This is a genomic window from Aliihoeflea sp. 40Bstr573 (genome assembly GCF_024105655.1).
Lineage (GTDB): Bacteria > Pseudomonadota > Alphaproteobacteria > Rhizobiales > Rhizobiaceae > Aliihoeflea.
Window position 1 is genome coordinate 81713 of record NZ_JAAAMH010000004.1, and the last position, 25042, is coordinate 106754.

Here is a 25042-nt window from a genome sequence, read left to right on the forward strand (position 1 = left end):
CTGTCCGTCACCTCGCAACCGGGCCGTTCAAGGCGGCGCGCATGCTGGTTCGGCCAAAATGATCTGCACGCCGACCGCTGGCGTGGTTGCCGGTTCTATAGAGAATTTCGTAGAAGAGTTCTAGAGAGCGGCGGGGCAAAATTCGTCGTCCGCATCGATAATTAGCAGGGGGTCCGCCATGCGGCTCGTGGCAAGAGGGCTGAGCGGCGAGCGTGGCGGCGAACATGTGTTCGGCCCGCTCGATTTCGCGATTTCGGCCGGCGAGGCGCTGATCGTCACCGGCGAGAACGGTTCGGGCAAGTCGACGCTGCTGCGCGTCGTCGCTGGCCTGCTGCCGCCCTCCTCAGGCAGCATATCGCTGGAGGCAACCGGCGGAGAGACGATTGCCTCCTCGGCACACTATCTCGGCCACCAGAATGCGATGAAGACGGCGTTGAGCGTGGAGGAGAATCTGAAGTTCTGGCGCGATTTCGAGGGCGAGCCGCATCTGGAGATCGACGAGGCGCTCGACATGGTCGGCTTGCCCGATATCGGCCATCTGCCGTTCGGATATCTCTCTACCGGGCAAAGGCGCAGGGCATCGATCGCAAGGCTGCTGGTCAGCTATCGCCCGGTCTGGCTGCTGGACGAGCCGACCGCGGGGCTGGATGCGCGTTCGGAACGGCAATTCGCAGCCCTGATGGCGGCGCATCTGGGCGATGGCGGGCTGATCATGGCCGCGACGCATGTGCCGCTGGGGATCGATGGGGCGCGTGAACTGGTGATGGGAGCGCACTGAAATGACCGCGCCGTTCCTCCCGGAGCCAACCGCTTGCTAGCCCTCTTCCTTCGCGATGTCCGGCTGGGAGTCCGCGCCGGTGGCGGGGCGCTGGTGGGCGTCCTGTTCTTTCTTGCGGTCGTCGCGGTCGTCCCGTTCGGCGTCGGGCCCGACTTGAACCTTCTTGCCCGCATCGGGCCCGCCATCTTGTGGATCGGCGCGCTGCTGGCGAGCCTTCTCGGCCTTGACCGCCTGTTCCAGGCCGACCGCGAGGACGGGGCGCTCGACCTCCTGATCCTGGCGGATTTCCGTCACATGCTGGCGGTCACGATCTTCGTCAAATGCGCCGCGCACTGGACCGCCAGCGTCCTGCCGCTGGTCGTCGCCTCGCCGCTTCTTAGCCTGTTCATGAACATGGATCCGGCAGCGATCCTCGCGACCTCGGCGACGCTTCTTGCAGGCACGCCGGCCATCGCCTTCATCGGCGCGGTGGGCGCGGCGGTGGCCGTATCGCTGCCGCGCGGCGGGCTGCTCGTCTCGGTGCTGATCCTGCCGCTGGTGATTCCGGTACTGATCTTCGGCGTTTCCGCCGCCTATGGTGCGGCGAACGATCCGCAGCCCTTCCTTCCCCCCTTCCTGATCCTTTGCGCCCTCACCCTCCTTTTCGCGGTGATAGGGCCATTCGCGGCGGCGCTGGCGCTCAAGTCCTCGTCGGATTGAGCGCCCTCACGCCTCGCCGCGAAACCGGCGCTCGGGCAGCGAGGCCGGGTCCGGGGGCGCGTGCGCGCCTTCGTTGAGCGCAAGCTGCATGAAGGCCGTGTCGAGCCAGCGGCCGTGCTTGTAACCGGTGCCGACGAGCTTGCCGGCATCGGCAAAGCCCATCTTCGAATGAAGCCTCACCGAGGCGCTGTCCGAACGCCCGTCGCCGATGACGGCAATCATCTGACGAAAGCCGAGCCGCTTCGACGCATCGATCAGTGCTTCCATCAGCAACCGCCCGATGCCCTCGCCCTGCGCGTCGGGCGCGACATAGACGGAGTTCTCGACGATGAAGCGATAGGCCGGACGGGGGCGAAAGGCGCCGGCATAGGCGTAGCCGACGAGGCGGTCGCCGCGCGTGGCGGCAAGATAGGGAAACCCGCCAGCCTCGAGCGCGGCAAAGCGCGTCGTCATCTCGGCAAGGTCGGGCGGGACGAGTTCATAGCTCGACGTCCCGTTCTGAACGGCGTCGGCATAGATTTCTGTGATGGCGGGAAGGTCGGCGCGCGTGGCGGGGCGGACGGTGATTGCGGTCATGCAAGGGCTCTCCGGTCGCCCATTGATAGGAGAGCTTTCTGGCGATGAATATCCCCGGCGTCGCTGGTCTAACGAAAAAGGGCGGCCCGAAGGCCGCCCTTGTCCGTTTCCATGTCGTGCCGACTATTCGCGGTTGCCCAGGAACTGCAGCATGAACATGAACAGGTTGATGAAGTCGAGATAGAGACGCAGCGCGCCCATGATGGCCTTGCGGCCCATGGCGACGGCGCCGTCACCTTCGAAATACATTTCCTTGATCTTCTGCGTGTCGTAGGCGGTGAGGCCCGCGAAGATCAGCACGCCGATCGCCGAGACGGCGAACTGCAGCGCAGAGGACTGCAGGAAGATGTTGACGATCATCGCGATGATCAGGCCGAACACGCCCATGATCAGGAACGAGCCCATGCCCGTCAGATCGCGCTTGGTCGTGTAGCCCCACAGCGACAGGGCGCCGAAGGCGGTCGCGGTGATGAAGAAGGTCTGCGTGATCGACTGGGCCGTGTAGACCAGGAAGATCGATGACAGCGACACGCCCATCAGCGCGGCATAGGCCCAGAAGGTCGTCTGCGCGGCCGACACGCTCATCTTGTCGATGCGGAACGACAGGAAGAAAACCATGGCGAGCGGAGCGAGCATGACGACCCAGCGCAGCGGCGAGCCGTAAAGCGTCGCGCCGAGCGCGGTCAGCATCGAGCCGTTGCCGAGCGTGGCGACGGCCTGGCTGGGATCGGAGGTGGTGGCGAGCGAAACGGTGCCGAGGGCGGCAACGCCGGTGATGGCGAGGCCGAGCGCCATCAGGTTGTAGACCCTGAGCATATAGGCGCGCAGGCCCTGGTCGATAGAGGCATCGGCCTGGACGCCGGCGGCCCCGTACCGCGCCTGATAATTACGAAGGTCAGCCATGTGAATGGTCCTCTTTGCTACTGTCCCGTCCGGTGTCGGGCGTGTGCTCGAACCTGTCGTCAGGCACTCTCCCAGGCGCCGCTGGCGGGACTCCAGCATGCCTGCGCCGGAATATGCGCATTCTCTGTGGCGATCACAAGACCAATCCGGAACTGAAACACGCCGTGAACGGCGGCATTTGGTCCCAGCGGTGAACCGCGCCACCGCAGGATGAGTGATTTCTAAAGTTCGCGCAAGATGGGGGCCGCCTTGTGGCCAAGCACGCGCCAGGTGCCGACAAGGCCGAAGCCGACCGTGAGCACCAGCGCGATGACGATCGTCGACACCGCCACTTCCGGCAGGAAGGCCGATGGCAGGCCCATGATCCGGGTGATCACAAACCATGCGGCGACCCCGCCTGCAAAGAGCGCGAAGACAGCCGTCGCCAGCCCGATGATCGTGTATTCGAGCGAGAACGCCGTGATGAGCGTTCGCCGCGTCGCGCCGAGCGTCTTCAAAACCACCGCGTCGTGCACCCGCGCTCGGTTGCCGGCCGCCAGCGCGCCCGACAGCACGAGCACCGAGGCGACGAGCGCGACGCCCGCCGCAGCCCGGATCGCGACGGCAAGCTGCGCGACGATCTGGTTGACGATGTCGAGCGCGTCCTTGACCCGGACCGACGTCACCGACGGAAAATTGCGGGTGATCGCGTTGAGGATGCGCGCCTCGTCGCTATTGGTCGCCGTGTCGTCGGCAAGCGTCGCGAGCCACGAATGCGGCGCGCCGGCAAACGTGTTGGGCGAGAACACCATGACGAAGTTGATGCCCATCGATTCCCACTCGACCTGCCGGAAATTGGCGATCCGCGCGGTCACGTTCCGGCCAAGCACGTTGACGGTGATCGTGTCGCCGAGCTTCAGGCCGATCTCACCGCCCTCTTCGGCGGCGAACGAGACCAGCGGCTCGCCCGCGTAATCCTCCGGCCACCATGTGCCCTCGGACAGCGTCGAGTTCTCCGGCGCGTTGCGCGCATAAGTGATGCCTCGGTCGCCGCGCAGCACCCATGCGCCTTCCGGCGGAACCTCGATCTCGCGCACGTCGACGTCGTTGATCGCCATCACCCGGCCGCGCAGCATCGGCACGCGGATGAGCTTGCCTTCGGGGGCTTCGGCCTCGACCAGCGCGGCAAAATCTTCGACCTCATTGGCCTGGATGTCGACGAAGAAGAAGTTCGGCGCCTGCTCGGGCAGGTTACCGGAGATCTGCCGGCGCAGATTGCCGTCGATCAGCGCCAGGGTGACGAGAAGCGTCAGCCCGAGGCCGAGCGACAGGACGACGGACGGCGTCAGCGCGCCGGGCCGGTGGACATTGCCGAGCGCCAGCCTGAGAGCGGTCGAGGAAACGCGCGGGCTGCGGCGCGCGAGCGTCTGCACCAGGCTGCCAACGACACGCAGCACCAGGAACGCGAAGATGGTCGCGCCGACGAAAATGGTCGCGATGCGGCGATCGCCGGAGAACCCGACGGCAAGGACCGCGAGCATGACGGCGATCGCGGCCGCCGAAATCACATAGACGGCGCGCGGCATGCCGCGGCCTTCGAGCCCGAGTTCGCGGAAGAGCGCGGTGGCCGGTACGTCGCGGGCGCGGCCGAGCGGCAGGACAGCGAAGGCGAGCGTCACCATCAGGCCGAAGAGCGCCGCCAGCGCCAGCGCGCCCGGATATATGCCGCCTTCCGAAGGGATCGGCAGCACGTTGGCAAGCATCGCGCTGGCGGCGAACGGCATGATCGCAGCCAGGACGAGGCCGATGGCGATGCCGACGCCGGCGATGATCAGGATCTGGATCAGGTAGATCGAAAAGACCAGCGCGCCCGACGCGCCGAGGCTCTTGAAGGTGGCGATCACGCCGCGCTTGGCGTCGAGATAGGCGCGCACGGCATTGGCGACGCCCACCCCGCCCACGACCAGCGCCGTCAGCCCGACCAGCGTCAGGAATTGCGAGAAGCGCTCGATGTTCGAGGACAGAGAAGGCGCGGCATTGGTGCGCGAGCGGATCGACCAGCCGGCCTCGGGGAAGCGCTCGCCCGCCTCGGCTTGGACGGCCTCGATCTCGTCCTGCGACGTGCCGAGCGGCATGCGGATCTTGTAGCCATGTTCGACGAGACTGCCTTCCTGCAACAGGCCGGAAGCGCGCAGGCCATCGATCGACACCATCAGGCGCGGCGCGAGGCCGAACCCGTCCGAAATGGCATCGGGCTCGGTAAGAAGCTCGGCGCGCAGCTCGAAGACCTGGTCGCCCAGGACGACGCGGTCGCCGATCGCGAGCCCGAGCCGCTGAAACAGGATGTCCGGCGCCACCGCCCCGAAGATGCCGTCCCGCTCTTCGATCTGCGCCGCGATGGGGTCATCCAGGGTGGTCTCGACCGCGCCGTAGAGCGGATAGGCGGCGTCGACGGCCTTGGCCTCGACCAGCGTCTGGTCCGACCCGTCCTCGAGCCGCACCATGGACCGGATGCCGGCCGTATGGGTCACCTCGCCGTGCTCGCTCAGGAACGCCGCTTCCTGCGGCGTCGTCTCGCGCTGGTTGAGCTCGAAGCGCATGTCGCCGCCGAGCAGCGTCTGGCCCTGGTTGGAAACGCCAAGCGTGATCGCCTGCGCCACCGAATTGACCCCGCCAATGGCAGCGACGCCGAGCGCGATGCAGGCGATGAAGATCAAGAAGCCGGCAAGGCCGGCCCGCATTTCGCGCGCGGCAAAACGGAAGGCGAGAGCGAGATGGCGCGAATTCATGGGATCGGCCTCGCGGTGCGAGAGTCTTTGGTAGGGTACCCCCACCCTTTATCCCTCCCCACAAGGGGGAGGGGAACGTGAGCGCCGCGTATCCTTTTGCAATGACGCATCAAGCGTGAATCGCCACGTGGATGCCTCCCTCCCCCTTGTGGGGAGGGATAGAAGGTGGGGGTCCCGCTCCAGAAACTCAGGCTCCCCATCACGCCCGCACCGCCTGCAATTGCGGCTCGCTCTCGATCCGTCCCGAGCGGATCGCGATCTGGCGAGAGCACCGCGCCGCCAGTGCCGGGTCGTGTGTCACCAGCATCAAGGTCATGTCGCGCTCGACAGCCTTGGCAAAGAGCATGTCGGCGATCTGCCGACCGGTGGTCTGGTCGAGATTGCCGGTAGGCTCGTCGGCGATGAGAAGGCGCGGGGAGGGCGCAAGCGCGCGGGCGATGGCGACGCGCTGCTGTTCGCCGCCCGAAAGTTCGCCCGGATAGTGCGTCAGCCGGTCTTTCAGCCCGACTTCGGCAAGTTCCCGCTCGGCAATGGCGAAGGCGTCGTCGCGGCCGGCGAGTTCCAGCGGCACGGCGACGTTTTCGAGCGCCGTCATGTTGGGGATCAGGTGGAAGGACTGAAAGACGATGCCGACATTGCGGCCGCGAAAGGCGGCAAGCTGGTCTTCGCTCATGGCCGTCAGATCTTCGCCTGCGATGCGGATCTGGCCGGCGTCGATGCGCTCCAGTCCCGCGAGCACCATCAAAAGCGTCGACTTGCCCGACCCGGACGGGCCGACGATGCCGGCCGTCTCGCCGGCCGCGATGTCGAGGGTGATGCCCTTGAGGACATGGACGGACGAAGCGCCCTCGCCGAGCGTGAGCGAAACGTCTTTCATTTCGATGACGGGTTTGGTCACGGCCGATCGCTCCTATATTCGCTTTCGAAGCGGGAACGGTCGTTCCCTGACGGGCCGGCGAACCGGCGGATTTCATATGGGTTGTGGGTGATGGCGTTCAATTCTTCCATACGCGTTTTGGTCGCAGCCGGACTGGTGCTGTTCGCCGGCATCGCCTCGGCATTGGCCGAACCGGTCCGGATCGTCGCTTTCGGCGACAGTCTCATGGCCGGATACCAGCTGAACCCGGGCGAATCCTTCCCCGAAAGATTGGAAGAAGCGCTGAAAGCGCGTGGTCACGATGTGGTGATCGCGAATGCCGGCGTCTCCGGCGACACGACGAGCGCCGGCCTTGCCCGTCTCGACTGGTCCGTGCCCGACGATACCGATCTCGTCCTTCTCGGCCTGGGCGCCAACGACATGCTGCGCGGCGTCGACCCGGGCGTGACCGAGAAGAACCTCACCGCGATTCTGGAAGGACTGGACGCCCGCGACATTGATGTGATGCTGATGGGCATGCTTGCCGCGCCCAATCTCGGCGCCTCGTTCGGCGATCGCTTCAACGGCATCTATCCGCAGCTTGCGAGCCGGTTCGCCGTCGAGCTCTACCCGTTTTTCCTCGACGGCGTGACGACGGTTCCTGGAATGACGCTCGAGGATCGCATGCATCCAAGCGCGGCCGGCGTCGACCGGATGGTGGAGGGCGTGCTGCCGATGGTCGAGGCCTATATCGAGGCGCAAGGGTAACGTTAACCGTTGATGAATTACGCTGCGCTGCAAAATCCCTTGCGGAACCAGGCTGCGGGTGATTCGCTTGATATGAGAAGCAGTCGATTCGAGGAGGGCCAGAGCCGGTCTCGAAGTGCCGGTGAAAAGTCCCGGACGGCAAATGCCGCACTGCAACGCGTCGTTTTGCGCCGACCGGTTCGCCGCCCGATTTTTCGGGCTGACATCCCGGCTTCGGCGCCTTCCAGGCAACCATGGCGTCGAAGCGGTAGAAGCCGTCTGTTCCAGGCAGCAGCCGGCGGATTTGGGGAAGGACCAGACCATGCCGCGACTTTTCACAGCGCTTGAAATCCCGCGCGACGCCGCCCTTTCGCTCTCCCTCCTGCGCGGGGGCCTGCCCGGCGCCCGCTGGATCGACCCCGAGAACTACCACCTGACGCTGCGCTTCTACGGCGATGTCGAAGGCCATGTGGCTGACGAGATCGCAGTCGCGCTCGATCGCATCCGCCGCCCTGCCTTCACGCTTGCCTTGTCCGGCGTCGGCGCCTTCGGCTCCAAGAAGCCGCATTCGGTCTATGCCGGCGTCGCGGCCTCGCCCGAGCTGACCGCTCTCCAGGGCGAGATCGAGCGGATCGGCCAGCGCCTCGGACTGCCGGCGGACGCGCGCAAGTTCACCCCGCATGTGACGGTGGCGCGCCTGCGCAACGTCTCTCCCGGCGAAGTCGCCCACTACCTGTCCATGCGCGGCAATTTTTCCACCGCCCCCTTCCGGGTCGGCCGCTTCGTCATGATGTCCTCGCGCGATTCGATCGGCGGTGGCCCTTACGTCGTCGAGGAGGCATGGCCGCTCGACCAGCTGGAACCTGCCGCGCGCGGCGGATGGGCCCATGTCCCCCAGCCCGCATGGACGCCGCGCTGATGGAGGGCGACGCCCTTTCCGAAACGCAGGTCACGGCAGCGCTCGAAGCGCTGCCGGACTGGACGCGCGACGCGGACGGCAAAGGCATCTCGCGCAGCTTCAGGTTCAAGACCTTCAGCCAGGCCTTCGGCTTCATGACGCGCTGCGCACTGGCCGCCGAGAAGGCCGACCATCATCCCGAATGGTCGAACGTCTACAACCGCGTCGACGTGCGCTTGACCTCGCACGACGTCGACGGGCTGTCGCAGCGCGACGTCGACCTGGCGAAGCGCTTCGACAAGATGTTCCAGGCTTGAAGGAGAATCGCGCCGATCCCATTTCTCAACCGTTGAACAGGATCGGACACCGATGAAGCAGGCAACCATCGACGACATTCTGGAGCCGGGCGACGGCCACACCAACGAGGCGCGCGCGCGCCGCGTGGCCGGCGGCTTCTGGCGCACGTTTAAGCGGGCCTCGCGCCACATCCCCTTCGCCGACGAACTCGTCGCCGCCTATTACTGCGCCCTCGACCCCAGCACGCCGCTGCGCGTGCGCGGCACGCTCCTGGCGGCGCTTGCCTATTTCGTCCTGCCCTTCGACATGGTTCCGGATTTCATCCTCGGCCTCGGCTTCACCGACGACATCGCGGTGCTGACGGCAGCGATCGCCAACATGCGCGCCCACATCAGGCCCGAGCATCGCAAGGCAGCACAGGCCGCCATCGAACGCTTCGCAAGGTCTGGCTAAACGTCCGTATCCACTTGCGCGTCGGCTTCGAGCGCCTTGCGCAGCCGCGAGAATGCGAGCCTTATCCGGGACTTGACCGTGCCGAGCGGCACGCCCGTCTTCTCGGCGATCTGGCTGTGCGTCAGTCCGGCAAAGAAGGCGAGGCGAATCAGTTCGATCTGCTCTGGCGGCAGCGTATCGAGCGCCAGCCGCACACGCTCGTCGCGGCGGGCGGCATCGAGCGCTTCGTCGGCGGGCTCCGGCGCGTCCGGCTCGAAGATCGGATCGGCCGGATCAAGCCGGTCCGACTTGTCGCGGCGCAAATGGTCGATGCGCCGGTTGCGCGCGACGCGGTAGAGCCAGGTGGCGAGCGAGGACTTGGCCGGATCGAACAGATGCGCCTTGTGCCACAGCACGGCCAGCACCTCTTGCGCAAGGTCCTCGGCTTGGGAACGTTCCATACCGAGCCGCTGCAGATATCCGTTCACGCACGGGGCGAAATGATCGAACAGGGCTGCGAAGGCGGCGCGGTCGCGGTCGACGGCCACGCGGGCCGCAAGCCGGGCATGGTCTTGTGGAGACTGGGTCGTCATGCGAAGCGGCGAACTCTCCCCGGCGGCCGGGATGCCGCAACTTGACCCGACACTAGAACATGGAAACGCAAAGTGGAAACCGGTTTCCACCGGTTCGCACGATCCCATGCCCGCCCGTCAGTTCACGGTACGACACATTCAGTCAAAATCTTGCCGCCTTTGCCCGGTTCAAACTCATTTCAGGGACATCGCATACACCCTGATCCGGGCGGCGCGTTCGGGTATGGGAGGGGAAGCCCTGAATGCCAGCCAGCCCGCTGCCAGCCGGTTTATTCTTTGGTAACCCCGTTTCCGTAAAATTCGAGGCAATTCGGGCCTTTTCGACCCGTTTCGTTAACCAGTCCAAAACGTTCAGACAGGGATCCAAGACAGCCATGCGCAGAACAATCGCGACACTCTCCTGCCTCAGCATGGTCGCTCTCGCCACGCCGGCACTCGCCCAATCCGCAACCAAGATTGGACAGCATAATGCCTGGGGCACCTATTCCTACGAGGGTGACGGCGGGCGCGTCTGCTACGTGCTGACGGTTCCGACCGACAAGCAGCCGACGAGCCTCAACCATGGCGACATCTTCTTCTTCGTCAGCCAGAAGCCCGGCCAGAACGTCTCCTACGAACCGCAGTTCATCGCCTCCTACAATCTTCAGGACAATTCGAAGGTCACGGTCCAGGTGGGCGACAAGAGCTACTCCATGTTCACCCGCGGCACTTCCGCCTGGCTCGAGAACGCCGCGCAGGAAGGCGAGCTGATCGCAGCCATGCGCGCCGGCGCCGACATGAAGATCTCGGCAAAGTCGGGACGCGGCAACGACACCAACTACACCTTCTCGCTGCGCGGCATCACCGCTGCCTTGAGCTCGATCCAGAACTGCAGCTAGGTTCGGATTCCACGTCCATTCAAGGCCGGGGCGAAAGCTCCGGCCTTTTCATTTGCCGCAACGTCGCTTATGTGAGCGCCACCGACCGGCTGGCGAGCGCGCCGCCGATTAGCGGCGGCGAACCGTTCGTGATAGGAACGGGAACGTTCAGCCGCCGCGATTGTCCCGATTTTCGAGATTGCCGACCGATGACCCTGACGCTCGACCTGACCCAGCCGCAGACCCGCGCAGCGCTTCGCCCCCGGAGCGCCGAGAAGCCGTCGCTGATCGGCATGTCGCGGGCCGAGATGGCCGAGGCGCTCGGCGCGATCGGCATCCCCGAAAAGCAGCGCAGGATGCGCGTCCAGCAGCTGTGGCACTGGCTCTACGTGCGCGGCGTCTCTGACTTCGCGCACATGTTCAACATCTCGAAGGAGCTGCGGGCCAAGCTGGCGGATGCCTTTACGATCGCCCGCCCGGAAATCGTCGAGGAGCAGATTTCCGAGGACGGCACGCGCAAATGGCTGTTCCGGTTTCCACCGCGCGGCGCCGGCCGGCCGGTCGAGATCGAGACGGTCTACATTCCTGAAGAGGGCCGCGGCACGCTGTGCATTTCCAGCCAGGTCGGCTGCACCTTGACCTGTACCTTCTGCCACACCGGCACGCAGAAGCTGGTCCGCAACCTGACGGCCGAGGAAATCCTCAACCAGTTGATGACGGCGCGCGACCGGCTCGGCGACTTTCCCGACCGCGACACGCCCGATGGCGCGATCGTGCCGGCGGAAGGGCGCAAGATCACCAACATCGTCATGATGGGCATGGGCGAGCCGCTCTACAATTTCGAGGAGGTGAAGAAGGCGCTGCTGATCGCCTCGGACGGCGACGGGCTTTCCCTGTCCAAGCGCCGCATCACCCTCTCGACCTCCGGCGTCGTGTCGGAAATCTACCGCACGGGCGACGAGCTCGGCGTCATGCTGGCGATCTCGCTTCATGCCGTGAACGACGATCTGCGCGACCTTCTGGTGCCGATCAACAAGAAGTACCCGCTGGAGCAGTTGATCCAGGCCTGCCGCGACTATCCTGGCCTGTCGAACGCCCGCCGCATCACCTTCGAATATGTGATGCTGAAGGACATCAACGATTCAATGGAAGACGCCAAGGCGCTGGTGAAGCTGCTGCGCGGCATTCCGGCCAAGATCAACCTGATCCCGTTCAACCCCTGGCCGGGTTCGAACTATCAGTGCTCGGACTGGGAGCAGATCGAGAAATTCGCCGATTACGTCAACGCGGCCGGCTACGCCTCGCCGATCCGCACGCCACGCGGGCGCGATATCCTTGCCGCCTGCGGCCAGTTGAAGTCCGAATCCGAACGCATGAAGAAATCCGAGCGCCTGGCGCTCGAGGCGATGATGATCGCGGGGCATGGCGAGTGACAGGCGGCGAATGAACCGCCTCGTCACCTATGTCGTCCGCCTCATTGCGATTCTCGCCGGCTTCATCGTCGCGTGCCTGGCGGCGAGTCTCTTCGTCAATCTGCTCTTCGCCTCGACGATCGTCGCAATCATCCCCGAACTGACCGACGCGGCGCGGCCGACGCTGTTCGTCACCGTTCCCTTCTTTGCGCTGATCGTGGCCAACCTCGCCTTCGGCGCGTTTCTCGTCGTCGCGGTCGCGGCCGAGCTTCTCGGCTGGCGCTCGTGGCTTGCACACGCGCTCGCGGGCGCACCGGTGGCGCTCTATGCCGGCTGGCGCATGGCCGAAGCGCTCGATGCGCCGGACGCCGCCTCCGATCCCGGTCTGATGCTGGTGACGCTCGCTGCCGGACTCGTCGGCGGCATCGCCTATTGGGCGATCTGCGGACGCAATGCCGGCCTTTGGCGCGACGAGACCTGACCGCTACCTTGTCTGCGTCATGAGGATGCGCAGCGCAAAGGCCGAGAACACCCCCGCGAACACGTAGTCGATCACCCGCGTCACGCGCGGCGAGCGCTTGAGCAGCGCGGAGAACGAATCCGCCGCGATCACCATCGGCACGGTGATCGGCAGCGACAGCGGAATGAACAGCGCGCCAAGGAAGAAGAGCTTTGCCGGCGCGTCGGGGTCCGATGCCGAGACGAATTGCGGCAGGAACGTCATGAAGAACAGGATGATCTTCGGATTGAGGAGATTGATGCCGAGCCCCGTCGCCCAGTTGGCGAAGAAGGAGCGCCTGGCGCGCTTCTCGCCGGTTCCGGGCGAGAAGGCCGAGCCGTGCCGGATCGCCTGCCAGGCCAGCCAGACGAGATAGAGCGCGCCGACCAGCTTCAGCGCAAGGAAGGCCTGCGGCGAGGCGACGATCAGCGCCGACAGGCCGAGCGCAACCAGCGCGGTATGGACGACGATGCCCGTCATCGCGCCGAGCATGCAGGCGAAGCCGGCTGCGCGGCCTTCGGACAGCGCACGTCCGACGAACAGGGTCATGTCGGGACCCGGCGTGATCGCGATGACGAATGTGGCGACCGCAAACTGTACGAGCGTGGCGGTGGTCGGCAGGAATTCCATGGGCGGTCCGGTTACGATGGCGGGTGGATCGGCATATTAGCCATTAGTCGAAGAGCGCACACAACAACCCTGACTGGGTTGCGTTACTTAACGTAATAGTTATCCTCACCAACGGAGCCGGAGAGAGACGCCGGCACTGTCTTTGGGAGGAGACCGATATGCAAACCAAATCGCTTTCGCGCCGCAAGTTCCTCGGGACCGGTGCAACGACCGTAATCGGCGCGACGGCCGCAAGTGCACTGGCCGCACCGGCTGTCCTGGCGCAGGCGCCTGTCACGATCAAGATGCAGACCTCGTGGCCTTCGTCCGACATCTGGATGGATTTTGCACGCCTGTACATCGAGCGCGTGGAGAAGATGTCGGCTGGCCGCATCAAGTTCGAGCTCCTGCCGGCCGGCGCCGTCGTCGGCGCGTTCCAGGTGCTCGACGCCGTCAATGATGGCATCATCGACGCCACGCATACCGTGCCGGTGTACTGGTACGGCAAGCACAAAGCCGCCTCGCTCTTCGGCACCGGCCCGGTCTTCGGCGGCAGCGCCACGACCATGCTCGCCTGGTTCCATCAGGGCGGTGGCAAGGAGCTCTACCAGGAGCTGACGCAGGACATCATGGGCCTCAACGTCGTCGCCTTCTACGGCTTCCCGATGCCGGCCCAGCCCTTTGGCTGGTTCAAGGAGCCCGTGACCACGGTCGCCGACGTCAACGGCTTCAAGTACCGAACCGTGGGCCTGGCAGCCGATCTCATGCAGGAAATGGGCATGAGCGTCGCTCAGCTTCCCGGCGGCGAAATCGTGCCGGCCATGGAGCGCGGCGTCATCGACGCCTTCGAATTCAACAACCCGTCCTCGGATCTGCGCTTCGGTTCGCAGGACGTCGCCAAGCACTACATCCTTTCGTCCTACCACCAGGCGAGCGAATCCTTCGAGTTCATGTTCAACCGCGACGTCTTCGACGGGCTGGACGACGATCTGAAGGCAGTCCTCGAATATGGCGTCGAGGCGGCGAGCACGGCCATCACCGCGCTGGCCCTCGACAACTATTCCGCCGATCTCGTGAGGCTGCAGGAAGAGTACGGCGTCACCGTGCATCGCACCTCTCGGGAAATTCTCGCTGCGCAGCTCGAGGCCTGGGACAAGATCATTCCGACGCTTGAGGCCGATCCCTTCATGAAGAAGGTGCTCGACAGCCAGCGTGAATGGGTCGAACGCGTCACTTTCTACGAACTTATGAACTCGGCCGATCTGGCGCTTGCTTATGAGCATTACTTCCCCGGCAAGCTGAAGATGGAAGCCTAGGGCGAAGACCCCGCACCGCCTTGTGTCCGGCTCCTGTCCATCAGGAGCCGGATTTTATCTGTAACGGGATTGGCAGTTCATGCTCCGCTTCATCGCATTCGCCGACGAGCTGTCGGCGTGGTTCGGCAAGGTTTTCGCCTGGTGCATCGTCATCATGGCTCTCGGCGTCGGCTACGAGGTTCTCGTCCGCTACGCCTTTCGCGCCCCGACCCCCTGGGCCTTCGACTTGAGCTACATGATGTACGGCACCATGTTCATGATGGCCGGCGCCTACACGCTGTCGCGCAACGGCCATGTGCGGGGCGATTTCGTCTACCGGCTTTGGCAGCCGCGCACGCAGGCCAAGATCGAGTTCGTCCTGTATTTCTTCTTCTTCTTTCCCGGCGTCCTCGCGCTGGTCATTTCCGGCTGGAAATATGCCAGCCGCTCCTGGGGCTTCATGGAAGTCAGCACCATGAGCCCGGCGGGAATGCCGATCTACCAGTTCAAGACCGTAATCGTGGCTGCGGGCACCCTGCTCCTGATCCAGGGCATCGCGCAGGTCTGCCGATGCCTCGTCACCATGCAGACCAACGAGTGGCCGCAGCCCGCGCCCGATGTGGAAGAACTCGAAACCATCATGCTGCGCGAAAACGAGCCGGTCCTTCGCCATGGTAGCGAAGCCGTCGATGTCGTCACGCCCAAGGAGCCCCGCCGATGAGCGATCCCGTCATTGCCCTGGTGATGCTCGGGCTCTTCATCTTCGTCATCATGCTGGGTTTTCCCATCGCATTCACGCTGATGGCCCTGGCCATCGGCTTCGGTTACTACGCCTATTTCGACGCGGGTCGCATGTGGGCGCCGTATAACCGGATGCTCGATCAGGACGTGTCGTCCTTCGATCTTTGGCAGTCCTGGATCGGCGGCTTCTTCAATAACCGGATCTTCGATCTCTTCGTCAACCAGACCTTTTCGGTCATGGCGAACGACGTTCTGACCGCGATCCCGCTGTTCCTGTTCATGGGATACATCGTCGAGCGCGCGAACATCGTCGACCGCCTGTTCGAGACGCTGAGCATCGCCACACGCCGCGTGCCCGGCTCGATGGCGGTCGCCGCGCTCATCACCTGCGCACTGTTCGCCACCGCCACCGGCATCGTCGGCGCCGTCGTCACGCTGATGGGCCTGCTCGCCTTCCCGGCGATGATGAAGGCGCGCTACGACACCAGCTTCGCCTCGGGCGTCATTTGCGCCGGCGGCACGCTCGGCATCCTGATCCCGCCCTCGATCATGCTGATCGTCTACGCGGCGGCATCAGGCACGTCGATCGTCCGGCTTTATGCCGGCGCGCTCCTGCCGGGATTCCTGCTGGCAGGCATGTATCTCGTCTACATCATTGTCCGTGCCATCATGCAGCCGAAACTCGCCCCGAAGCCCGTCGAGCCGGCCGAGCCGATCCCGATGGCGCGGCTCATGTGGATGATGCTGACGTCGTTCTTTCCGCTCGCCGTGCTCATCATGTCCGTGCTCGGTGCCATTCTCTTCGGACTGGCGACCCCATCCGAGGCGGCCGCCATCGGCGCGCTGGGCGGTCTGGTTCTGGCGGCCGCATACCGTTCGCTTACATGGCGGCGCCTGCGCGAGTCCGTCTATCTGAGCGTGCGGACCACGGCGATGGTGTGCTGGCTCTTCGTCGGCTCCTGGGTCTTCGCCTCGGTGTTCTCCTATCTCGGCGGCGAGCATGTGGTGCGCGATTTCGTGGTCGGCATGGATCTCACCCCGTTCCAGTTCCTGATTCTCGCCCAGTTCATCATTTTCCTCCTGGGCTGGCCGCTCGAATGGTCGGAGATCATCATCATCTTCGTGCCGATCTTCCTGCCGCTGCTGGTGATCTTCGATATCGACCCGCTGTTCTTCGGCATCCTGATCGCGCTCAACCTGCAGACCTCCTTCCTGACGCCGCCGATGGCGATGTCGGCCTACTATCTCAAGGGCATCGCACCGCCGGAGGTCCGCCTGACGCAGATCTTCGCCGGCTCCCTGCCCTATGTGGGCATGGTCTTCATCACCATGGCGCTGCTCTATATCTTCCCGCAGATCGTCTACTGGCTGCCCGAAGTGATCTACGGAAGATAAGGAAAGGAAGCATCCGATGCTCGCCGCCAGACTGGCACCGCCCCTCGCCCTCATCGCCTTCGTGGCGTTCTTCGCGGTCATCTTGTGGAAGGTGCCGCGGCTCGACCTCGGCATCGTGATCGCGATCGGTATCGCTGCCGTTCTCTACGATCTCTTCGAGACGGCAATGCGCAGTTCGCGCGCCAGGCGCGCGTCCGACTGACGAAGGGGCCGGACGCCTTGTCCGGCCCGTCATTCCTGCTAAAAGGCGACCGGACGGGCGCTGCCGCCCGAAACGGAATTCATCTCAAGCAGGTCCCCGAATGTCGAAATGGAAAGACGTCAAGAAGGTCGTGCTCGCCTATTCGGGCGGCCTCGACACCTCGATCATCCTGAAATGGCTCCAGACCGAACTCGGCGCGGAGGTCGTGACCTTCACCGCCGATCTCGGCCAGGGCGACGAGCTGGAGCCTGCGCGCCGCAAGGCCGAGATGCTCGGCATCAAGGAGATCTACATCGAGGACGTGCGCGAGGAATTCATCCGCGACTTCGTCTTCCCGATGTTCCGCGCCAATGCCGTCTATGAAGGCACCTACCTGCTCGGCACGTCGATCGCCCGGCCGCTGATCTCCAAGCGTCTCGTCGAAATCGCCGAGGAAACCGGCGCCGACGCCATTGCGCATGGCGCGACCGGCAAGGGCAACGACCAGGTCCGCTTCGAGCTTTCGGCCTATGCGCTGAACCCCGACATCAAGGTCATCGCGCCATGGCGCGACTGGACGTTCAAGTCGCGCACGGACCTGATCAACTTCGCCGAACAGCACCAGATTCAGGTGACGAAGGACAAGAAGGGCGAGGCGCCGTTCTCGGTCGACGCCAACCTCCTGCACTCGTCCTCCGAAGGCAAGGTGCTGGAAGACCCGTGGCAGGAGCCGCCGGAATATGTTCACCAGCGCACCATCTCGCCGATGGACGCGCCGGACAAGGCGAGGGACATCGTCATCACCTTCCGCAAGGGCGATCCGGTCGCGCTCGACGGCAAGGAGATGTCGCCCGCCAGCCTCTTCGCCGCACTCAACGATCTCGGCCGCGACAACGGCATCGGCCGTCTCGACCTCGTGGAGAACCGCTTCGTGGGCATGAAGTCGCGCGGCGTCTACGAGACGCCCGGCGGCACGATCCTGCTTGCCGCCCACCGCGCGATCGAATCGATCACGCTCGACCGCGGCGCGGCGCATCTGAAGGACGACATCATGCCCCGCTACGCGGAGCTGATCTACAACGGCTTCTGGTTCTCGCCCGAGCGCGAGATGCTGCAGGCGCTGATCGACAAGAGCCAGGAAGACGTCGAGGGCGAAGTTCGCCTGAAGCTCTACAAGGGCAATGTCATCGTCACCGGGCGCCGCTCGCCAAAGTCGCTCTATTCCGACGCGCTCGTCACCTTCGAGGACGACCGTGGCGCCTACGACCAGAAGGATGCCGAGGGCTTCATCCGCCTCAACGCGCTGCGCCTGCGCACGCTGGCGGCAAGGAAGCGCAAGGCCTGATCCGCCCGGCGCGCCTCACTGAAAAAGGGCCCGTTCGGGCCCTTTTTCGTGTCCGATCGGATGGCGATCAGTTCGCGTCGATCTGGCGGCCGAGCACGGCGATTGCCTGCTGGTAGACGCTGGCGGCATTCCAGCCCTGGATCGCCGCGAAGTTCGGCTCGCCCGGCTGGTATCCGGCGCCCGCCCGCCAGCCATGGCCGCGCAGGAAGTTGGCGGTCGAAGCGAGCGCATCCGCACGGCTGCCGATCAGGTCGATCCGGCCGTCGCCATCGCCGTCGACGCCGTAGCGCACGACATTGGCCGGCAGGAACTGCGTCTGGCCGATCTCGCCATGCGCTGCGCCCTTGGCGGCTGGATTCAGATTGCCCTGGTCGACGAGCTGCAGCGCACCGATCAGGTGGCCCGAGAAGAATTCCGAACGCCGGCAGTCATAGGCGAGCGTGGCGACGGCGGAGAGGATGTTCTCGTTGCCAAGGAAGCCGCCGAAGCCCGTTTCCATGCCCCAAATCGCAAGGAGCGGGCCCGCCGGCACGCCGTAGACGCGCTCGATGCGGGCGAGAAGGTCGGCGTTCTGGCGCTTCAGCTGCGTGCCGCGCGAGACGATGGCGTTTCCGCCGCGCCGCTCGAGGAACTGGTCGAGCGTCAGCGTGAAACCACCGCCCTGCTTGCGGTCGGCCGAGATGGTGCGCGTGGCATAGCTCGTGCCCTGAAGCGCGGAAATGCCGCGCTGGCCGATTCCGCTCGAGGCGGCGCGCTGCGCGAACTGGCTTTTCCAGGCCTCGAAGCCCGAGCCGTCATTTCCGCATTGCTGCGCCTGTGCCAGCGACACGCTTGCGCCGAGCGCCAGGAGCGCGCCCAGCATTCTCTTTCCCCAACCTGCCATCCATCTGCCTTTCGAAATGACTGAGATCATCTTTGGCCCGTCCGGGCGCGCGGACGCGAGAGCGTCTGCCTGCCCGACACTGTCGCACACGCTTCTTACCCGCACGTTATCTCGTGCTGGTTGTCCGATCATGATGACCGAATTGTGATCCGCTGCCCAACCCTGGAACCGCAGGGCTTTCACGCCGTTGTTACCGCGAAGGTGACACCCCCCGCGGAGAACACGAAAATGAAGAACATTCTGACCTCGTCGTCGGCTTTTGCCGTCGTCCTGCTGGCGTCGTCTGCAGCTTTTGCCCAGACCGCCGTGACCGCGACGACCGACCTGAACGTCCGCGCCGGCCCTGGCCCGCAATATCCGATCGTCGGCTCCATCACCGCCAATGGCGAAGCGACCCTCGCCGGTTGCCTCGAAAACTCCAAATGGTGCCAGGTCTCGGCTGCCGGCGCGGAAGGCTGGGCCTATTCCGACTATCTGATCGCCGACAATGCCGGTGCGCAGATCGTCGTCACGGAGCGCCCGGCCGAGATGGTCCCGGTCGCCACCTATGAGGAAAGCACCGCCACAGGCGCAGGCGCGATCTCCGGCGCCGCCACCGGTGCGATCGCCGGCGCACTGGTCGCCGGACCGATCGGCGCCGCCGTTGGAACCGTCGCGGGCGCTGCCACGGGCGGCTTGACGGAAGGGGTGCTGACCGACCCGGACCCGCAGCTGCGCAGCTACGTGGTCGAGAACGAGGTGGAGCCCGTCTATCTCGACGGCGAAGTCGTCGTCGGCGCCGGTGTTCCGGACACCGTCGAGATTCGCGAAATCCCGGACTACGACTACCGCTATGCCTATATCAACGGCCAGCCGGTCGTCATCGAGCCGCAATCGCGCCGGATCGTCTACATCGTGCGTTAGTCTTCGACAGTCTGACGCAAGTAAGCCGCCGGCCTCGCACCGGCGGCTTTTCTTTCTGACGGTGCGCTGATCGTGGAACGGCTGCGACGGTTGCGAGTTCTCCGGCCAACACCCCTCTGCGGATACCTGCCCCATGAAGCTCTTCTCCTGCCCGAAATGTTCGAGCCGCCTCTATTTCGAGAACGGCATGTGCCTCGCCTGCGGCACCGCGGTCCTCTACGATCCGATGCAGGAGAATTTCGTCATCACGGGGCAGGGCGGCTTTACCTGTACCAACGCCCTGTCCGCCGCATGTAACTGGGCCGCTGAGGTCGAGGGCGGCTTCTGCCGCGCCTGCTCCCTCAACAAGACCATTCCCGACCTGTCGATCAGCGGCAATCCGGAACGCTGGGCGCGCACCGAGACGGCGAAAAGGCGCGCCGTCTATCAGCTCCTTCATTTCGGACTGGACGTCTTTCCAAAAGCCAATCCCGACGACGAGGTCGGCCTTGCCTTCGATTTTCTGGCCGATCCGGCTGGTGGCGGTCCGGGCGGCGAGCGCGTCCTGACGGGCCACGACAATGGCCTCATCACGCTCAATGTCGCCGAGGCCGACAGCCCGGAGCGCGAGAAGATGCGTGTCGCCATGGGCGAGGCCTATCGTACGCTGCTCGGGCATTTCCGCCACGAACTCGGCCACTACTACTGGGACCGGCTGATCCGCGACGACCAGCAATGGCTCGACCGCTGCCGCGCGCTCTTCGGCGACGAGCGCGAAGACTACATGCAGGCGCTCCAGCGGCACTACGAAGCGGGGCCGCAACCCGGTTGGGATGAGAACCACATCTCGCACTATGCGGCGAGCCACGCTTGGGAGGATTGGGCAGAGACTTGGGCCCACTATCTCCACATCTACGACACGCTGGAAATGACGGCGGCGCTCAACATGCCGCTCGGCCGCCTCGATACGGTCATCGACCATGACCTGCCACCGAACGAAGGCGAGTTCGCCGACCAGCCGGTCGCAGCGCACGTGCACGACCCGGAGCCGCCGGCAGATTTCGATGAGTTTTTGACGCGGTGGCTCATCCTGTGCGAGGCGTCCAACCAGATCAATCGCTGCATGGGTCTGCCCGACCTCTACCCGTTCGTCATCTCCGAACCGGTCGCCGAGAAGCTGCGCTTCGTTCATGAGTTGATGGCCGAGACCAGGGGCCGGGCCGGGCCGCATTGACTCTTCGTCAGAACCGCGTAAAAGGCGCGCCGAACGGGAAACTCGCAATGCGCGGCCTCATCTTGGCATTCATGGCCTCTTCTCTCGGCTCTTTCGAGCGCGACGAGACGCGCGCGCGCCTCCGTTCGACCCCGGCCACCAAGCTCTCCAAAAACACCACCAAAACCGTCTGATCCACTGGCCTTTCCGATCTCTCCCCGGTCTGGCCAGGGAGAAGGTCCGCTTCATGGCCGGCGGACGGTCTCACGGTCGAAGCGCGGAGAGATCGAGGATAGACGAAATGGGTTTCAAGATCGCAGTCGTGGGCGCCACCGGCAATGTCGGGCGCGAAATGCTGAACATTCTGGAAGAGCGCGGCTTTCCGGCCGATGAGGTCGTGGCGCTCGCTTCGCGCCGCAGTCAGGGCACGGAAGTCTCCTATGGCGACCGGACCTTGAAGGTGCGCGACCTGGCGCAATACGACTTTTCCGACACCGACATCTGCCTGATGTCTGCAGGCGGCAACGTGTCGAAGGAATGGTCGCCGAAGATCGGCCGCCAGGGCTGCGTCGTCATCGATAACTCGTCCGCCTTCCGCTACGACCAGGACGTGCCGCTGATCGTGCCGGAAGTGAATCCGGACGCCATCGACGGCTTCTCGCGCAAGAACATCATCGCCAACCCCAACTGCTCGACCGCGCAGCTTGTCGTGGCGATGAAGCCGCTGCACGACAAGGCGACGATCAAGCGAATCGTGGTGTCGACCTACCAGTCGGTTTCCGGCGCCGGCAAGGAAGGCATGGACGAGCTCTTCACCCAGACGCGCGCCGTGTTCGTCGCCGATCCGGTGGAAGCCAAGAAGTTCACCAAGCGCATCGCGTTCAACGTCATCCCCCATATCGACGTCTTCATGGACGACGGCTCGACCAAGGAAGAGTGGAAGGTGATGGCCGAGACCAAGAAGATGCTCGACCCGAAGATCAAGGTCACCTGCACCGCCGTGCGCGTGCCGGTCTTCATCGGGCACTCCGAGGCGGTCAACATCGAGTTCGAGAACCCCATCACCGCCGACGAGGCGCGCGAGATCCTGCGCGAGGCGCCGGGCTGCATCGTCATCGACAAGCGCGAGGATGGCGGCTACGTCACCCCGCTCGATTCGGCCGGCGAGGACGCGACCTACATCTCCCGAATCCGCGAGGACCAGACCATCGAGAACGGCCTCAACATGTGGGTCGTCTCCGACAATCTGCGCAAGGGCGCCGCGCTGAACGCGGTCCAGATCGCCGAACTCCTCGTCGCGCGCGGCCTGATCCAGCCGAAGAAGCAGGCGGCGTAAGCGTTCGGATGAACTGAATGAAAAAGGCCGGGTTCATGCCCGGCCTTGTTGCGGTTTCTGTGAAGAGGACCCCCACCCTTTATGCCTCCCCACAAGGGGGAGGGAGGCATCCACGCTGCGCCCAATTCTTCCGCCCATCGCTGAAGGACCGTCGCCACGGCGGCGACTCCCTCCCCCTTGTGGGGAGGGATAAAGGGTGGGGGTCCCTATCCGATCCGAAGGATCGGAAAGGCAACCAATAACCAAACCGCAGCTCACCCCTTCGGCGCCGGGCCGACCACTGCCCAACTGTGCCCGAACGGATCGTCGAACTGACCGTAGAGATCACCCCAGAAGGCGACTTCGAGCGGCATCTTCACCGTGCAGCCCGCCGCGATCGCCCGGTCCCAGACCGCGCGCGCATCGTCGACGATGATGTTCAGCGTGGTGCCCTGCGGCTCGACCCAGGGATAGCCGTATTCCGGCATCGCGTCGGCGATCATCAGCGTGCCGCCATTTATTTTCAGTTCGCAATGCATGATGCGCTTGCCGTCTTCCATCAGCATGCGCTCGCCCTGTTCCTGCGCGCCGAGCGCGCGCTTGTAGAAGTCGATGGCGGCCACCGCGTCCTTCGACATCAGATGCGGCGTCACGCCGGGATAGGTGTAGTCCGACATCGATCGATCCTCCGGCTCAGCGTTCGATGAACGCGTCGAACCCGCCATAGATCATGCGCTTGCCGTCGAACTGCATGTTCTCCATGGCCGGCTTCATCCGCGGGTCCTCGAAGACCTTCTTCATCACCTCGTCGCGCTTGGTCTTGTCGGGATAGGTCGCCCAGGCAAATACAACGATCTCGTCTTCCTTGGCCTGCACCGCACGCGGAAACGAGGTGAGTTCGCCATAGGGCACGTCGTCGGCCAGGCACTCGACATAGCCGGTGGCCCCGTGTTCCAGCCAGACATCGGCCGACACACGGGCGTGCTCCTTATAGGTCTCGAGATTGGACTTCGGAACGGAAAGCAGGAAACCGTCGACATAGCTCATGATATTGCTCCTCTTTCATCATGTTGCGACAGGATGACGAACGGCCGAGCGCGCTCCCGACATGCGCTTTCGAATTAATCGGCCATTCGAGCGCCCTGGCCAGCCGGAACCGGAAGCGCGCGGAACGATTGTACGGCGGCGATCGGAGGAAGGAATGCGTGCGAGCGGAAAATTGCTGGTCCTTGGCGCCGCCCTCCTCACGGCCGCCGCCATGCGCCGCGCGTTCACCTTGCCGCAGCGCGCCTTGCCCGCGCCCGGGCCCGCCCCCGACGTGAGTGGAACGACGCTTGCGCGCATGACGCGGCCGGCGGTCGACGCACATCCCGGCCTCTCCGGCGTCTACCTTCTGGCGGACGGCCCCGAAGCATTTGCGACCCGCATGTCGCTTGCCCGCCAGGCCGAAAAGACGCTCGACCTTCAATATTACATCTGGCGCGGGGATCGCACGGGAACGATGCTTCTCGAGGAGGTGCTCGACGCCGCCGATCGCGGCGTTCGTGTCCGGCTTCTCCTCGACGACAACGGCATCGACGGGCTCGACCAGGTGCTTTTCGCGCTCGACCGGCATCCGCGGGTCGAGGTGCGCCTGTTCAATCCATTCCCCGTCCGTTGGCCGAAAGTGCTCGGATATGTCTTCGACTTCCCGCGTTTGAACCGGCGCATGCACAACAAGAGCTTCACCGTCGACGGACAGGCGACGGTGATTGGGGGGCGCAATATCGGCGACGAATATTTCGGCGTCGCCGACGGCCCGCTCTTCGCCGATCTCGACGTGCTCGCCCTCGGCCCGGTCGTGGACGAGGTGGCGACGCAGTTCGAAACCTATTGGAACGCCGCCTCCTCCTTCCCGGCCCGCCTGCTCCTGCGCCGTGTCGGTCCCCGCAGCCTGCGCCGTTTGCGCAAGCGCAGCTCGATCGTCGAGCGCGATCCGGCCGCGCGGCGCTATTTGAAGGCGGTCCGCGACCTCGAGATCGTGCACCAGCTTGCCGAGGCGCGGCTGCCGATGGAATGGGCGAAGGTGTCGCTCCTGCATGACGATCCCGGCAAGGCGCTCGGCTATCTGAAGAAAGACGCGGGCAGCGACGCGCGGCTCTCCGGCCTGCTGGAAAACGCGATCGGCACGCCAAAGCGCGAGCTCGCCATCATCGCTGGCTATTTCGTGCCCGGCAGTCGCGGTGTCGCCAATCTTCAGGCGCTGCGCGCCCGCGGCGTCGAGGTCTCCATCCTGACCAACGCGTATGAGGCGACCGATGTCGGCGCGGTTCATGCCGGCTACGCGCCCTATCGGCGGCAATTGCTGCGCGCCGGCATCCGCCTGTTCGAGATGTGCGACGGGGCGCGGCAGGCGCCGTCGCGTCGCGAGCGGCGCAAGGGTTCGCGGCTGGGCGTCTCAGGTCGCCTGCGCGGGTCCGGCAGCGGCTCGGCCTCGGCGCTGCGCGCCGGCGCTTCGACGCTTCACGCCAAGACCTTCGTCGTCGACCGCGAGCGCCTCTTCGTCGGCTCGTTCAACTTCGACCCGCGCTCGATCGATCTGAACACCGAGATGGGCATCGTCATCGAATCGCCGCTACTGGCCGGCCTCGTCGCCGACGCCTTCGACGACGTGGTGCCGGACAACGCCTATGAGGTGGCCTTGTCCGAACATTGCGGGCTCGTCTGGAAGCGCCCCGACCTTCCCGCACCCTTGCGGCGCGAGCCGGGTATGGGGCTTGGGGGTCGGCTGGCGATCGGCATCCTGAAGCGCCTCGACATCGAGTGGCTGCTGTAGCCAAGGTGTGTCGCGATCGGGCATGCCGAAATCGGCGGATTTCGAGAACCGGC

Annotated in this window: 28 protein-coding genes; 19 read left to right on the plus strand and 9 right to left on the minus strand. The window is 64.8% G+C overall.

The genetic code is table 11. From position 1 onward, the window contains the following. Positions 1 to 178: 178 nt before the first annotated feature. A complete protein-coding gene (gene ccmA / locus GTK01_RS06990; RefSeq protein WP_252925154.1) occupies positions 179 to 778 on the plus strand; it encodes a heme ABC exporter ATP-binding protein CcmA in 600 nt (199 codons plus the stop codon). Between the two features lie 33 nt (positions 779 to 811). After that, the gene (gene ccmB / locus GTK01_RS06995; RefSeq protein WP_252925155.1) at positions 812 to 1477 is read left to right on the plus strand and encodes a heme exporter protein CcmB; all 666 of its coding nucleotides are present in this window, start codon (positions 812 to 814) and stop codon (positions 1475 to 1477) included. 6 nt (positions 1478 to 1483) lie between these two features. On the opposite strand, the gene GTK01_RS07000 is transcribed toward ccmB, so the two are convergent. From GTK01_RS07000 to GTK01_RS07015, 4 genes are all read right to left on the minus strand, one after another. After that, positions 1484 to 2053: a GNAT family N-acetyltransferase gene (locus GTK01_RS07000; protein ID WP_252925156.1), complete on the minus strand. Its 570-nt coding sequence runs from the start codon at positions 2051 to 2053 to the stop codon at positions 1484 to 1486. A gap of 123 nt (positions 2054 to 2176) precedes the next feature. Continuing rightward, on the minus strand, positions 2177 to 2956 hold the full coding sequence (locus GTK01_RS07005; protein WP_252925157.1) for a Bax inhibitor-1/YccA family protein: 780 nt from the start codon (positions 2954 to 2956) through the stop codon (positions 2177 to 2179). Positions 2957 to 3177: 221 nt separating this feature from the next. Then, the gene (locus GTK01_RS07010) at positions 3178 to 5724 is read right to left on the minus strand and encodes an ABC transporter permease (RefSeq protein ID WP_252925158.1); all 2547 of its coding nucleotides are present in this window, start codon (positions 5722 to 5724) and stop codon (positions 3178 to 3180) included. Between the two features lie 199 nt (positions 5725 to 5923). Continuing rightward, positions 5924 to 6601 carry an ABC transporter ATP-binding protein gene (locus tag GTK01_RS07015; RefSeq protein ID WP_252925355.1) on the minus strand — a complete coding sequence of 226 codons (678 nt, stop codon included), beginning with the start codon at positions 6599 to 6601 and terminating at the stop codon, positions 5924 to 5926. Between the two features lie 111 nt (positions 6602 to 6712). On the opposite strand from GTK01_RS07015, the gene GTK01_RS07020 reads away from it, so the two are divergent. From GTK01_RS07020 to GTK01_RS07035, 4 genes are all read left to right on the plus strand, one after another. After that, on the plus strand, positions 6713 to 7348 hold the full coding sequence (locus GTK01_RS07020) for an arylesterase (RefSeq protein WP_252925159.1): 636 nt from the start codon (positions 6713 to 6715) through the stop codon (positions 7346 to 7348). Between the two features lie 301 nt (positions 7349 to 7649). Further along, on the plus strand, positions 7650 to 8246 hold the full coding sequence (gene thpR, locus GTK01_RS07025) for an RNA 2',3'-cyclic phosphodiesterase (RefSeq protein WP_252925160.1): 597 nt from the start codon (positions 7650 to 7652) through the stop codon (positions 8244 to 8246). Beyond that, entirely contained in the window at positions 8246 to 8542 is a 297-nt protein-coding gene (locus GTK01_RS07030; protein WP_252925161.1) for a 4a-hydroxytetrahydrobiopterin dehydratase, read from the plus strand. The genes thpR and GTK01_RS07030 overlap by 1 nt, the downstream gene beginning before the upstream one ends. Before the next feature lie 52 nt (positions 8543 to 8594). Further along, positions 8595 to 8975, plus strand: coding sequence for a YkvA family protein (locus GTK01_RS07035; protein ID WP_252925162.1), 381 nt, complete (start codon positions 8595 to 8597; stop codon positions 8973 to 8975). On the opposite strand, the gene GTK01_RS07040 is transcribed toward GTK01_RS07035, so the two are convergent. Then, positions 8972 to 9547, minus strand: coding sequence for a sigma-70 family RNA polymerase sigma factor (locus GTK01_RS07040; RefSeq protein ID WP_252925163.1), 576 nt, complete (start codon positions 9545 to 9547; stop codon positions 8972 to 8974). The genes GTK01_RS07035 and GTK01_RS07040 overlap by 4 nt on opposite strands. Positions 9548 to 9921: 374 nt before the next feature. On the opposite strand from GTK01_RS07040, the gene GTK01_RS07045 reads away from it, so the two are divergent. The 3 genes from GTK01_RS07045 to GTK01_RS07055 all read left to right on the plus strand — a co-directional run bounded on the left by GTK01_RS07045 (position 9922) and on the right by GTK01_RS07055 (position 12297). After that, complete coding sequence (locus tag GTK01_RS07045) at positions 9922 to 10425, plus strand: invasion associated locus B family protein (protein WP_252925164.1); 504 nt, start codon at positions 9922 to 9924, stop codon at positions 10423 to 10425. 188 nt (positions 10426 to 10613) lie between these two features. Then, the gene (rlmN, locus tag GTK01_RS07050; RefSeq protein ID WP_252925165.1) at positions 10614 to 11837 is read left to right on the plus strand and encodes a 23S rRNA (adenine(2503)-C(2))-methyltransferase RlmN; all 1224 of its coding nucleotides are present in this window, start codon (positions 10614 to 10616) and stop codon (positions 11835 to 11837) included. A 10-nt stretch (positions 11838 to 11847) separates the two neighbouring features. Further along, positions 11848 to 12297: a hypothetical protein gene (locus GTK01_RS07055; RefSeq protein WP_252925166.1), complete on the plus strand. Its 450-nt coding sequence runs from the start codon at positions 11848 to 11850 to the stop codon at positions 12295 to 12297. A 3-nt stretch (positions 12298 to 12300) separates the two neighbouring features. Here GTK01_RS07055 and GTK01_RS07060 read toward each other — a convergent pair whose 3' ends face one another. Then, positions 12301 to 12945 (minus strand): LysE family translocator, encoded by a 645-nt coding sequence (locus tag GTK01_RS07060; RefSeq protein ID WP_252925167.1) that lies wholly within the window; start codon positions 12943 to 12945, stop codon positions 12301 to 12303. A gap of 158 nt (positions 12946 to 13103) precedes the next feature. Here GTK01_RS07060 and GTK01_RS07065 point away from each other — a divergent pair, with 158 nt between their 5' ends. The 5 genes from GTK01_RS07065 (at position 13104) to GTK01_RS07085 (ending at position 17881) form a co-directional block, all read left to right on the plus strand. Next, positions 13104 to 14240 (plus strand): TRAP transporter substrate-binding protein, encoded by a 1137-nt coding sequence (locus GTK01_RS07065; RefSeq protein ID WP_252925168.1) that lies wholly within the window; start codon positions 13104 to 13106, stop codon positions 14238 to 14240. Between the two features lie 79 nt (positions 14241 to 14319). After that, entirely contained in the window at positions 14320 to 14940 is a 621-nt protein-coding gene (locus GTK01_RS07070) for a TRAP transporter small permease subunit (RefSeq protein ID WP_252925169.1), read from the plus strand. After that, positions 14937 to 16355 carry a TRAP transporter large permease subunit gene (locus tag GTK01_RS07075; protein WP_252925170.1) on the plus strand — a complete coding sequence of 473 codons (1419 nt, stop codon included), beginning with the start codon at positions 14937 to 14939 and terminating at the stop codon, positions 16353 to 16355. The genes GTK01_RS07070 and GTK01_RS07075 overlap by 4 nt, the downstream gene beginning before the upstream one ends. A gap of 16 nt (positions 16356 to 16371) precedes the next feature. Further along, complete coding sequence (locus tag GTK01_RS07080) at positions 16372 to 16557, plus strand: hypothetical protein (RefSeq protein WP_252925171.1); 186 nt, start codon at positions 16372 to 16374, stop codon at positions 16555 to 16557. Positions 16558 to 16657: 100 nt separating this feature from the next. Then, complete coding sequence (locus tag GTK01_RS07085; protein WP_252925172.1) at positions 16658 to 17881, plus strand: argininosuccinate synthase; 1224 nt, start codon at positions 16658 to 16660, stop codon at positions 17879 to 17881. A 67-nt stretch (positions 17882 to 17948) separates the two neighbouring features. Here GTK01_RS07085 and GTK01_RS07090 read toward each other — a convergent pair whose 3' ends face one another. After that, positions 17949 to 18743, minus strand: a complete 795-nt coding sequence (locus GTK01_RS07090; RefSeq protein ID WP_252925173.1) for a lytic transglycosylase domain-containing protein — start codon at positions 18741 to 18743, stop codon at positions 17949 to 17951. Between the two features lie 249 nt (positions 18744 to 18992). On the opposite strand from GTK01_RS07090, the gene GTK01_RS07095 reads away from it, so the two are divergent. The 4 genes from GTK01_RS07095 to GTK01_RS07105 all read left to right on the plus strand — a co-directional run bounded on the left by GTK01_RS07095 (position 18993) and on the right by GTK01_RS07105 (position 22195). Next, on the plus strand, positions 18993 to 19667 hold the full coding sequence (locus tag GTK01_RS07095) for a DUF1236 domain-containing protein (RefSeq protein ID WP_252925174.1): 675 nt from the start codon (positions 18993 to 18995) through the stop codon (positions 19665 to 19667). Between the two features lie 133 nt (positions 19668 to 19800). After that, positions 19801 to 20880, plus strand: a complete 1080-nt coding sequence (locus GTK01_RS07100; protein WP_252925175.1) for a putative zinc-binding metallopeptidase — start codon at positions 19801 to 19803, stop codon at positions 20878 to 20880. Positions 20881 to 20927: 47 nt separating this feature from the next. Next, positions 20928 to 21053, plus strand: coding sequence for a hypothetical protein (locus GTK01_RS20965; RefSeq protein ID WP_256483699.1), 126 nt, complete (start codon positions 20928 to 20930; stop codon positions 21051 to 21053). 107 nt (positions 21054 to 21160) lie between these two features. Continuing rightward, positions 21161 to 22195 carry an aspartate-semialdehyde dehydrogenase gene (locus tag GTK01_RS07105; RefSeq protein WP_252925176.1) on the plus strand — a complete coding sequence of 345 codons (1035 nt, stop codon included), beginning with the start codon at positions 21161 to 21163 and terminating at the stop codon, positions 22193 to 22195. A 254-nt stretch (positions 22196 to 22449) separates the two neighbouring features. On the opposite strand, the gene GTK01_RS07110 is transcribed toward GTK01_RS07105, so the two are convergent. Together GTK01_RS07110 and GTK01_RS07115 are read right to left on the minus strand one after the other, a co-directional pair. Next, a complete protein-coding gene (locus tag GTK01_RS07110) occupies positions 22450 to 22851 on the minus strand; it encodes a glyoxalase/bleomycin resistance/extradiol dioxygenase family protein (protein ID WP_252925177.1) in 402 nt (133 codons plus the stop codon). 16 nt (positions 22852 to 22867) lie between these two features. Next, positions 22868 to 23221 carry a DUF1428 domain-containing protein gene (locus GTK01_RS07115; RefSeq protein WP_252925178.1) on the minus strand — a complete coding sequence of 118 codons (354 nt, stop codon included), beginning with the start codon at positions 23219 to 23221 and terminating at the stop codon, positions 22868 to 22870. Positions 23222 to 23375: 154 nt separating this feature from the next. On the opposite strand from GTK01_RS07115, the gene GTK01_RS07120 reads away from it, so the two are divergent. Next, positions 23376 to 24989 (plus strand): phospholipase D family protein, encoded by a 1614-nt coding sequence (locus GTK01_RS07120; protein ID WP_252925179.1) that lies wholly within the window; start codon positions 23376 to 23378, stop codon positions 24987 to 24989. The last annotated feature ends 53 nt before the right edge of the window (positions 24990 to 25042 follow it).